Source organism: Agromyces sp. P1_H4, assembly GCF_056405255.1.
Map to the genome: position 1 here is coordinate 1 of NZ_JBFUCL010000114.1, position 10,326 is coordinate 10,326.

General features: G+C 73.1%; 10 protein-coding genes. 4 read left to right on the forward strand and 6 right to left on the reverse strand.

Annotated elements, in window-relative coordinates; all coding sequences use genetic code 11:
- Positions 1-57: 57 nt before the first annotated feature.
- Positions 58-1,437: an ATP-binding protein gene (locus AC1DY2_RS09065; RefSeq protein WP_476762118.1), complete on the reverse strand. Its 1,380-nt coding sequence runs from the start codon at positions 1,435-1,437 to the stop codon at positions 58-60.
- 51 nt (positions 1,438-1,488) lie between these two features.
- On the opposite strand from AC1DY2_RS09065, the gene AC1DY2_RS09070 reads away from it, so the two are divergent.
- Together AC1DY2_RS09070 and AC1DY2_RS09075 are read left to right on the forward strand one after the other, a co-directional pair.
- Complete coding sequence (locus AC1DY2_RS09070) at positions 1,489-2,031, forward strand: GNAT family N-acetyltransferase (protein ID WP_476762119.1); 543 nt, start codon at positions 1,489-1,491, stop codon at positions 2,029-2,031.
- A gap of 46 nt (positions 2,032-2,077) precedes the next feature.
- The gene (locus AC1DY2_RS09075; RefSeq protein WP_476762120.1) at positions 2,078-3,025 is read left to right on the forward strand and encodes a bifunctional helix-turn-helix transcriptional regulator/GNAT family N-acetyltransferase; all 948 of its coding nucleotides are present in this window, start codon (positions 2,078-2,080) and stop codon (positions 3,023-3,025) included.
- A gap of 33 nt (positions 3,026-3,058) precedes the next feature.
- On the opposite strand, the gene AC1DY2_RS09080 is transcribed toward AC1DY2_RS09075, so the two are convergent.
- Together AC1DY2_RS09080 and AC1DY2_RS09085 are read right to left on the reverse strand one after the other, a co-directional pair.
- Positions 3,059-4,435: a cryptochrome/photolyase family protein gene (locus tag AC1DY2_RS09080; protein ID WP_476762121.1), complete on the reverse strand. Its 1,377-nt coding sequence runs from the start codon at positions 4,433-4,435 to the stop codon at positions 3,059-3,061.
- A gap of 52 nt (positions 4,436-4,487) precedes the next feature.
- Positions 4,488-5,918: an MFS transporter gene (locus AC1DY2_RS09085; protein ID WP_476762122.1), complete on the reverse strand. Its 1,431-nt coding sequence runs from the start codon at positions 5,916-5,918 to the stop codon at positions 4,488-4,490.
- A gap of 56 nt (positions 5,919-5,974) precedes the next feature.
- Here AC1DY2_RS09085 and AC1DY2_RS09090 point away from each other — a divergent pair, with 56 nt between their 5' ends.
- A complete protein-coding gene (locus AC1DY2_RS09090) occupies positions 5,975-6,934 on the forward strand; it encodes an ArsR/SmtB family transcription factor (RefSeq protein WP_476762123.1) in 960 nt (319 codons plus the stop codon).
- A gap of 6 nt (positions 6,935-6,940) precedes the next feature.
- Here AC1DY2_RS09090 and AC1DY2_RS09095 read toward each other — a convergent pair whose 3' ends face one another.
- Positions 6,941-7,915 (reverse strand): NADP-dependent oxidoreductase, encoded by a 975-nt coding sequence (locus AC1DY2_RS09095; protein WP_476762124.1) that lies wholly within the window; start codon positions 7,913-7,915, stop codon positions 6,941-6,943.
- Positions 7,916-8,007: 92 nt separating this feature from the next.
- Here AC1DY2_RS09095 and AC1DY2_RS09100 point away from each other — a divergent pair, with 92 nt between their 5' ends.
- Entirely contained in the window at positions 8,008-8,715 is a 708-nt protein-coding gene (locus AC1DY2_RS09100; RefSeq protein ID WP_476762125.1) for a Pr6Pr family membrane protein, read from the forward strand.
- Positions 8,716-8,737: 22 nt separating this feature from the next.
- Here AC1DY2_RS09100 and AC1DY2_RS09105 read toward each other — a convergent pair whose 3' ends face one another.
- Together AC1DY2_RS09105 and AC1DY2_RS09110 are read right to left on the reverse strand one after the other, a co-directional pair.
- A complete protein-coding gene (locus AC1DY2_RS09105; protein WP_476762126.1) occupies positions 8,738-9,532 on the reverse strand; it encodes an alpha/beta fold hydrolase in 795 nt (264 codons plus the stop codon).
- The gene (locus AC1DY2_RS09110) at positions 9,529-10,149 is read right to left on the reverse strand and encodes a YqaJ viral recombinase family protein (protein WP_476762127.1); all 621 of its coding nucleotides are present in this window, start codon (positions 10,147-10,149) and stop codon (positions 9,529-9,531) included. Before AC1DY2_RS09110 ends, AC1DY2_RS09105 begins: the two co-directional genes overlap by 4 nt.
- Between the last annotated feature and the right edge of the window lie 177 nt (positions 10,150-10,326).

A 10,326-nucleotide genomic window follows, 5' to 3' on the forward strand; every position in this document is an offset into this window, starting at 1 on the left:
CCCGCGGCATCCGCTTCGTCGCGGCATCCGCCGCTCAGCGCAGCGGCACGCGGTCGCTCAGCGGAGGGGCACGCCCACGTCGCTGCCGCCCTCGGGCGTGAGCCGCGCGTTCACCTTCACGAGCGACGGGGTCGGCACGAAGCCCCCGGCGAAGAGCGCCTCACCCTGCCGGAACCACGGCGACCTCGCGAGCAGCGCGACGGGCGCGTAGCCGAAGTAGGTGCCGAGCTCCTCGAGGTCGACTGGCGAGGTCATCTTCATGAGGGCGAGGTTGTCGCACTGCGAGATGATCCCGGGGTGCACCTTCGAGGGCCGCTGCGTCGAGAGCAGCAGCCACAGGCCGAACTTGCGCCCCTCTGCGGCGATCTGCACGATGCGGTCGCGCACGGCGACGGCGAGCGGCGAGTCGAGCTGGGGCGAGCAGAGGTTGTGCGCCTCGTCGATGACGAGCAGCACGGGCCGTCGTTCCTCGCGCCGCTCCCAGAGGTCGTCGAGCAGCGAGAGGGCGACGACGAGCTGCTGCTCGGGCGTCGAGAATCCGCCGAGGTCGAGCACCGTGGCGTCGGGCCGCTCGGCGACGACGTCGGTGACCGCGGTGTCGGCTCCCGCCCACACCTCCCAGTCGAGCACGCCCAGGTTCTCGATGCGCTCGGCGAGCGGATGCTGGTCGCCGCCCTCCTGCACGGCCTCGAGCATGGGGATCAGCTGGTCGAGTTCGCCCGCCCGGAGGAGCTCCTGCATATGGATGAGCGAGTTGTACTCGTCGCGGTCGGCCACGGGGTCGAGTCGCAGGACGGCAGCCTTGGACGGCCGGTTCATGTCGAGGAACCGCGCGCGAAGGCGGTGCTCGCCCTCACCGCGGGCGCGCAGCACCCGGATGTCGCGGCCCGCGAGCGCTTCGGCGGTGGGGCCGGTCGCCCCGGGATTGAGCTCGCCGAGCCGCACGAAGTCGGAGTTGGGATCGAAGATCACCACCGGCAGGGCGGTGTGCGCGATGAGCTGCTCGAGCACCACGCCGAGCGCGTAGGTCTTGCCCGATCCACTCTGGCCGCACCAGAAGGTGTGACGGTTGAAGCGGCGCGGCAGGAGCTTCGCGGGGCCGCCGGGCTCGGTGAGATTGCGGCCCACCTCGAGCAGCGCCCCGGTGGTGGCGTGCAGCACGTCGATCGTCGCGGCGTCGACCTCCTCGACCACGCCCGACTCGAACGCGCGGCTGCGGGCGGTGTCGAGCGCGCCGTCACCGAGGATGCCGATGAGGCGCCCCCGCAGGTGCGCCGGCACGGTCTCGGACCGTTCCTCGACGAGCGCGAGCTGGCGCTCGCCGTCGGCGGTGACGATCACGAGCGACCCGGCGACGAGGTTCGATCCGGCGGCGTCGGCGACGAGGAAGGACCGCCCGTCGTCGGAGCGGGCGATGGGCGAGGTCACGGCATCCATGGGCCGATCATGCCACCCCGCGGCATCCGTGCTCTGGAAGAATCGGTGTTCGTGCCAGACCTCACGATCCGAACGGCGGGTGCAGCGGATGCCGCGGCGCTCGCCGAGCTCGCCGCCGACACCTTCCCCCTCGCCTGCCCGCCGTCGACGACCGCCGAGGCGATCGCCGCGTTCATCGCCGCGAACTTCACCGTTGAGCGCATGGGGGAGTACCTCGCGGACCCGGGCCGCACGCTGCTGCTGGCCGAGGAGGACGACGGCCACCTGGTGGGGTACTCGATGCTCATCGCGGGCGATCCTGCCGATGCGGATGCCGCGGCCGCCGTCGCGGCACGACCGACGATCGAGCTCAGCAAGTTCTACACGCGCGCGCTCGCGCACGGGTCGGGCGTCGTCGCGGGACCGCTCATGGCGGCGACGCTCGACGCTGCTGCGACGACGGGCGCGATCGCCGCGTGGCTCGGCGTGAACGAGGAGAACGCGCGGGCGATCCGGTTCTACGAGAAGCACGGGTTCGCGAAGGCGGGCCGCAAGCGGTTCCGTCTCGGCGACCGCCTCGAGCAGGACTGGGTGCTGGCTCGCGCCCTGCCCTGAGCGATCGCGCTTGCCGCCGCCAGAGTACCTGACTAAGGTCAGCAATATGTCCAGCCCGTCTGGCGCGGTCGCCGCTCGCCGTGCCGCCGCCCGTGCCGCCGACCGTGGCGCCGACCGCGGCGCGATCGACACCGTCCGCGCCWTCAACCGCATCGTCACGAGTCGCATCGGCGCGCTCGAGGACCATTACCTCGGCAGCGATCGTTCGCTCGGCAGCTCCCGGGTGCTCTGGGAGGTGGCGGGCGACGGCGTCGAGGTCCGCACCATCCGCGAGCGACTCGAGCTCGACTCGGGCTACCTCAGCCGCCTGCTCCGCTCGCTCGAGCGCGAGGGGCTCGTGACCGTCGAGGCCGCGGCATCCGCTGACTCGCGCGTGCGCACCGTGCAGCCGACGCCGGCGGGGCGGGTGGAGCGCGCCGAGCTCGACCGCCGCAGCGATGCGCTCGCGGCATCCGTGCTCGAACCGCTGAGCGACGGCCAGCAGGCCCGGCTCATCGAGGCGATGGGCACGGTCATGCGGCTCCTCGAGGCCGGGCTCGTGCAGGTCGAGCCGGCGGATGCCGCGTCAGATGACGCCGGGCGCTGCCTCGCCGCCTACTACGACGAGCTCGGGCGGCGGTTCCCGGGCGGCTTCGACCCCGGCCGGAGCCTGCACCCCGGCACGCACGAGTTCGCCGAGCCGACGGGCCTGTTCGTGCTCGCCCGGCTGCACGGACGAGCGATCGGATGCGGCGCGGTGCTGTTCCACGACGACGAGCCGGCCTACGTCAAGCGCATGTGGGTCGACGACGCGGTGCGCGGCATGGGCGTCGGGCGGCGCATCCTCGCGGCGCTCGAGCAGGCCGCGCGCGATCACGGCGCGGCATCCGTCACCCTCGAGACGAATGCGAGCCTCACGGAGGCCATCGCGATGTACCGGGCGTCGGGCTACGTCGACGTCGAGCCGTTCAACGACGAGGTCTACGCCGACCACTGGTTCGAGAAGCGCCTCTAGCGGCGTCGCGCCGCGTCGCCCCGCGCCGCCTGGTCAGCCGCGCGCCGCCTTCACCTGCTCGTACGCGTCCAGGGCCGCCGCGCGGGTCGCCTTCAGGTCGACGATCGGCTGGGGGTAGTCGTCGGTGTCGACCTCGCGTACCCAGCGCCGCACGTAGGCGCCGTCGGGGTCGAACTTCGTCGCCTGCAGTTCGGGATTGAACACCCGGAAGTACGGCGCGGCATCGGCGCCAGACCCGGCCACCCACTGCCAGTTGAACGGGTTGGCCGCCGCATCGGCGTCGACGAGCGTGTCCCAGAACCACTGCTCGCCGCGGCGCCAGTCGATGAGCAGGTTCTTCGTGAGGAACGACGCGACCACCATGCGCACGCGGTTGTGCATGCTGCCGGTCGCCCAGAGCTCGCGCATGCCGGCGTCGACGAGCGGCACCCCGGTGCGACCCTCCTCCCAGGCCCGCAGCGCGGCCGGATGCAGCCGTGGCCACGGGAACGCGTCGAACTCCGCGCGCCAGTTGCGGGTGGCGAGCTCGGGGGAGTGGTACAGCACGTGCCAGGCGAACTCCCTCCAGCCGAGCTCCGTGCGGAACCGGTTCACGCCCTCGCCCCGGACCCGGCGCTCGCGCAGTGCGTGCCAGACCTCGAACGGACTGAGCTCGCCCCAGCGCAGCCGAGGTGAGAGGCGCGACGTCACGTCGAGCGCGGGACGATCGCGTCCGTCGGCGTAGCCGCCGAGGCCCTCGTCGGCGAACTCGTCGAGCCGTTCGTGCGCCGCCGCGGTGCCCGGCGTCCACGCCGCGCGGAGGCCGTCCGCCCAGTCGGGGTGGGTGGGCAGCAGCTCCCAGTCGTCGAGGGCGTCGCTCGCGGCATCCGTGGCGGCGGTGCCACCGCCGTCGATCGCCTCGGGGGCGGGCAGCGGATGCCGCGGCTCGGGCGCCTGCGTGCACGCCCGCCAGAACGGGGTGAACACCGAGAACGGGGTGCCCTGCCCGGTGCGGATGGTCCAGGGCTCGAACAGCAGGTTGGCCGCGAAGCTCTGCACCTCGAGCCCGTCGTCGCGCAGCTCGCGCTTCAGGGCCGCGTCGACCTCGCGCTCGGGGCCGCCGTAGCGACGGTTCCAGAACACCGCGGCGGCGCCGGTCTCCTCCAGGAGGGAGCGGATGACGGCGCCGGCCGCGCCCCGCCGCAGCACGAGCCGCGCGCCCAGCGCCTCGAGCCCCCGGCCGAGGGCTTCGAGTGACCCGTGCAGCCACCACTTCGCCGCGCCGCCGAGTGGCCGGATGCCGGGCGACTCCTCGTCGAGCACGTACACGCACACGACCGGCGCCCCGCGTTCGACCGCGGCCACGAGCGCCGGATGGTCGGCGACCCGCAGGTCGTCGCGGAACCAGACGATCGAGGGCGCGACGCTCATGCCGCGACGATAGCCGACACCCCTGTCATGCTGCCTGTGCGGGTGGTCCCAGCTACGCCGCCGCCGCGGCCGTCCTCGCCGCGGCCCGCGCGATCGCCCACGTGCCGAGGCCGGAGGCGAGGAACACCACGGCGAGGATCGCCCAGCCGCCGAACCCGAAGGTCAGCGCGGTCGACGTGACGAAGAGGGGCGAGACCATCGCGCCGAGCGAGTACCCCATCGAGAACACGCCCTGGTAGGTGCCCGCCTGCACCGGGTCGGCGAGCTCGAAGCTGAGGCCCCAGCCGCCGGCCTGCGAGAGCACCTCGGCGAAGGCGTGGGTGACCGCGGCCGCGACGATGACGGCGGCCGCGAATCCGGCGGGCAGCCCGGCGGCGGCGGCGTAGACCAGGCAGGCGGCGGCCATGAGCCACGCCGCGAGGGCCGAGACGCGGCCGGCTCGCCGTACGTCGTGGGTGCCGCGCGACAGCGGCACCTGGAACAGCACCACGATGGCCGTGTTGAGGATGAGCACCACCGCGACGAGCACCTCGGGGGCGGCCGTGTCGTTCGCGATCCACAGGGGTACGCCGACCTCGCCGACGCCGAACTGCATGCCGAAGACCGCGCTGAGTGCGCTGAGCCCGAGGTAGCGCGGGTCGCGCCAGGGCGAGTGCGCGCGGCGGGCGAGGCGTTCGGCCCGAGCGGATGCCGCGACATCCGTGGACCCGGTCGCAGTGGTGATCACCGCGGCATCCGTCGCGACCCGCTTGGGCGCGTCGACGTAGGCGGGGAGCCGCACGAGCTGGGTGACGCCCGCGAGGTACATCACGCCGGCGCCGACGATGATCCAGCGGTAGGCGTCGGCCGTGCCGGCGAGCAGCGCGACGGCTCCGATGCCCGACCCGACCGCGATGGCGACGTTCGTCACCGTGCGCAGCACCGCGCGGGCATGCACCCGGCTCTCGCCGTCGAAGGCGCGGGCGATGATCGCCATGCGGGTGGAGTTGGCGGCCTGCTCGACGGCGCCGACGAGCACGGCGATCACCAGGGCCGTGACGAAGTCGTGGGCGAGCACGTAGCAGACGAGGCCGATGCCGTCGACGATGGAGAGCACGATGAGCAGGCGCTTCGCGCTCGTGCGGTCGGCGAGCCAGCCGCCCGCGAGCGACGACAGGACGCCCGCGGCGCTCGCGGCGCCGAGGACGATCGCCACCTCGTGCGGCGCGAGGCCGACGATGAGCGTGAAGTAGAGCACCGTCACCGTGAGGAAGATGCCGCGGCCGACCCGGCTGATGAGAGTGGCGATGACGAGGATGCGCAGCACGGGGTCGGCGAGCGAGCCGATGATGCGCCGGAAGAGGTTCGGTCGATCGGCGTGCGTGGATTCCGTCGCGGCTGCGACGTCGGAGGCGTTCGCCTCGTCCGAGGCGGCGGWTGCGTCGTCGAGGTCGGGCTGGATGACGGGGAGGGTGCCGGTGTCGGGGGTGGGGGTCGCGCTCACGTCTCAGTTCTGCCAGAGCTGCGGGGGCCGTCGAAATCGATGTAGCGTTGGGCTACATGTTGAGGTACCTGCTGACGGAGGACGACGTCGGCAGCGTGCGCTTCGGCATCTCTCCGCTCTGCGAGCTGGGGCTCTCGCTTCGGGCGATCAAGGAGCCCGCGCGCTTCCCGCTGCAGCTCGGCTGGTTGCGCCGCACCGAGGAGGCGCGGGCCCGCCTCGACCTCCACACGCTCTCGGGGCTCATCGATGAGCGGATGTGGACGCCCGACTTCCTGAACCCGCGTCCGAGCTCGCCGCTCACCCGCATCGAGGACGAGTTCGCCGGCCTCCTCGAGACACCCCCAGAGGTCTTCCGGCGCGACCTCATCGCCGTGCACGGGCATATTCCCGACGTGTTCGCGGGATCCACCAGTGCGTCGCTCCGGCGCATCGCCCGGGCGCTGCGGCAGCTCTGGGAGACCTGCTTCGAACCGTACTGGCCGCGCATGCGCGCCGTGCTCGAGGCGGACGTCGTGTACCGCGGCCGCCAGATCGCGCAGGCCGGCGTGGCGACCATGCTCAACGGGCTCTCGGAGCGCATCGAGTACGACCGGGGCGTCGTCGCCGTGCGCCTGCACGACCCCGCCGACCGCACGATCGCCATCGACGGCAACGGCCTGACGCTCGTGCCGACCATGTTCACCCGGCGGGCATCCGCGCCGGTGGGCGATGGGCCGCCGATGATCATGTACTCCGCCCGCGGCCAGGGCGCGCTGTGGGAGACGGAGCACGTCGCCAACCCGGCCGCCGTCGTCGCGGTCCTGGGCCAGACCCGGGCGAGCCTGCTCGCGGCGCTCGGCGACCCCGCCTCGTCGACCGAGCTCGGCGTCCGCCTCGGCGTCACCGCCTCGGCCGTGAACCAGCACCTGCGCGTGCTGCGCGATGCGGGCCTGCTCGTGAGCACCCGGTACGGCCGCAGCGTGCTCTACCTGCGCAGCGAGCTCGGCAGCGCGCTGCTCGAGTCGCGCGCGGGCTGAGCGGGGTCAGTCCGGGTCCGCCGCCACCCGCAGCACGACCTTGCCGCGCACGTGCCCACCCTCGAGAAGCCGGTGCGCCTCGGCGCCCTCGGCGAGCGGCAGCTCTCGGTCGACGTGCACGCGCACGGAGCCGTCGTCGATGAGCCGCGTGATCACCGCCAGCGTGCGCGCGTCGGGCGACACCGAGTACCCGGTGGCACGGATGCCGCGGGCGGCCGCCTCGTCGGCCATGGTCGGCCACGACCCGGTGGGCACGTTCACGACGAGCCCGTGGGGGCGCAGCACGTCGAGCGACCGCGTGCCGGTGTCATCGGCGACGTTGCCGATGAGGTCGATGACGACGTCCTGCTCGGAGGCGACCTGCTCGAACCGTTCCGAGGTGTAGTCGATGACGTGGCGGGCGCCGAGCGACCGCACGAAGTCCACATTGCGGGCCGAGCAGGTCGCCGTGACCTCCGCGCCGAAGTAGGCCGCGAGCTGCACGGCGAAGTGCCCGACGCCGCCGGATGCCGCGTGCACCAGCATCCGCTGCCCCTCATGTGCGCGCGCCGTGTCGATCACCGCGCCCCAGGCCGTGAGGGCGGCGAGCGGCACCGCGGCCGCCTCGGCGAAGCCCAGCGATGCTGGCATCGGAGCGACGCTCAGCGACGACACGGCGATGTACTCGGCGTAGCTGCCCCCGAGCCGCGGCACGCGGCCCATGCCGTAGACGCGGTCGCCGGGCTGCAGCGGGTGCGCCGCGTACGGCACCGCTTCGACCACCCCGGCGAAGTCGTTGCCGAGCACGGCGGGATACGAACCGATCGCCGCGGCGACTCCGCGGCCCGCCCGGGTCTTCGCGTCGATGGGGTTCACGCCGGCCGCCACCACGCGCACGACGACCTCGTCGCTCACGCGGGTGGGCCGCGGCACCTCCGCGAGGTGCAGCTCGTCGGCCTCACCGGTGCGATCGATCACGAGCGCCTGCATCGTCTCGGCCATCGGCACTTCCTCCCCGTCGGCATCCCCACGCACCACTATGCTGCACACAGTGCGCCGCTGGGCCGACGGATGCGGCGGGGACGGGGAATTCCGTGAGGCGACTGTTCGGGGTGCTGCGGCTGCTGGCGGCCGCGGCGATCATCGTGGCGATCGTGGGCCAGTTCGCGCAGAGCTGGTCGATGGTGAGCGATCGACTCGCGTTCGTCGTGAACTTCTTCAGCTTCTTCACGATCCTCTCGAACGCCCTCTCGGCGATCGTGCTGCTCGTGGGCGCGTGGTACGCGTTCGCCCGGCGCGTCGACCCGGCCGCCTACAACCTCGTGCGTGCGTGCGTGGTGACCTACATGGCCACGACGTTCGTCGTCTACAACCTGCTCCTCCGCGAGATCTCGCTCGACCAGGCCACGACGGTGCCGTGGTCGAACGAGATCCTGCACGTGTGGGCGCCGCTCTACCTCATCGCCGACTGGGTGCTCGCGCCCGGACGCCGCCGCGTCGAGTGGCGGCGGCTCTGGACCATCGCGATCTTCCCCATCGCCTGGGCGGTGTACTCGATGATCCGGGGCGCGATCGTCGGCTGGTACCCCTATCCGTTCCTCGATCCGGCGCAGCAGGCGGGCTACGGCGGCGTGGCCGTGTACGTCATCGCCATCGCGGCGTTCATCCTCCTGGTCGGTGCGGGCATCATCGCCCTGAGCCGCACGCCATGGCCGCACGAACCCGACGAGCCCAGGGACGAGCCCACGGCCGCCGCACCGTCTGGGCGTCACGGCGAACGCGCAGGCGTCACCTCCGCCTGAGCCGGGCCCAGGTCGGCGGGGCTCAGTCGCGCTGCAGCCAGCGGGCCACGCGCTCGCGGAGCACGCTCGTCTGCTGGGCCTGGCCGTCGTCGCGGGCGGGCACGAGCTCGAGCATGGTGTGCAGGCCGCCGGCCCAGCGCTCGGCGATGCCGAAGGGATGCACCGGGTCTCGGGGGGCGCCGACGACGAGCGAACGGATGCCGCGTGCCGTCAGCTCCTCGAGCTCGGCGTCGTCGGCGAACGCCCGGTTGCGCGGGATCTCGACGAGGCGCATGGCCCGGCGTGCGGCATCCGGTGCCTGGAACTGGGCGAGCAGCGCCCGGCCGCCGGCGGGGGTGGCCGAGGCGATCTCGCGGTAGATCGCTCGCTCCTGGAACTCGTCGGCGCCGGCCGGACCCGCATCGGCGAGGATCTGCCCGATCACGGGGAAGGGCCGCAGGTTGTCGGGCAGTGAGCGGTCGTCGAAGGCGGGCCGCACGAACACCGCACGGCGCACGGGCAGCAGGCCGAGCAGCGCGATGCGCAGGGCGAGCGCCGCACCCATCGAGATGCCGATGAGCGTGACGGCGTCATCGGGGTCGCCATGCCCGGCGTGGGCCTCGACGAGCGACGCCGGCACCTGCTCGCAGACCTCGGCGGCGAGCCGGTCGAGATGGAAGTCGCCGGGTTCCCCGACCGCGAGGAACCCGCCGTGGGCCCGCACGTCGGGAGCGACGATCAGCTCGTCGGGCCCGGAGACCGCCTGCACGACGGGTTCGAAGATGCCGAGCGGCTGCCGGCGGTCGGACCCGAGCCCGTGCAGGAGGACGGTCGTCACGCCAACGCACCCGGACGATAGACGGAACGCGCCGGGTCGTCGGGCCGCAGGGCGAGGAGCAGCTCTTCGGCGAGGCGCACGAGGATCGCGATCTGGTCGTCGTCGCGATCGACCCAGCAGCACCGTGGCTCGTCGGCGACGGGAACGAAGTCGTCGTGCTGCTCCCACACGACGAGGGTGCGCTCGGCGCCGAGCACGTACTGCTGCCACCACACCTGGCGCAGGTAGCCGCGCGGCACGCCTCGCCACGGCCGCGAGGTCGTCTTGATCTCGCAGAGCTCGGGGGTGCCGTCGGTGGTGACCCGCAGCCCGTCGGGCGTGGCGAGATGACGGCGGTCGGATGCCGCGTGGAACAGCAGCGACGACGGCTCGATGCCGTGCGTGCTGCGCACCCACTCGGCGATCACGGGCTCGCGTTCCCGTCCGTGGTCGGTGAAGCGGCTGCCGCCGAAGCGGCCCCGGCTGCCGTGGAGCTTCTCCCACGCGGCGGAGCGCACCGCCGCGCGCGACGAGAGCTTCGCGGCATCCGTCGCCGTCACGCCCTGGGAGCGGGCCCGGAGCCACGCGACCCGGTCGCTCGCGTCGGCGACGATGCGCTGCTCGTGCGCATGCCGCACGGGCGGCGGGGGGAGGCGGACCGCCGTCGCCGTGCCCTCGAGGTCGAAGAGGGCGAACGGGGTGTCGGGCACCTCCCGAGCGTACCGCGCACCGACCCCGCTCGGCCGGTGGCGCGGCGCGTCGCGGCGCGGTGGGTGACGGTGCGCGGCCATAGCATCGGGACCATGCCCTCAGCC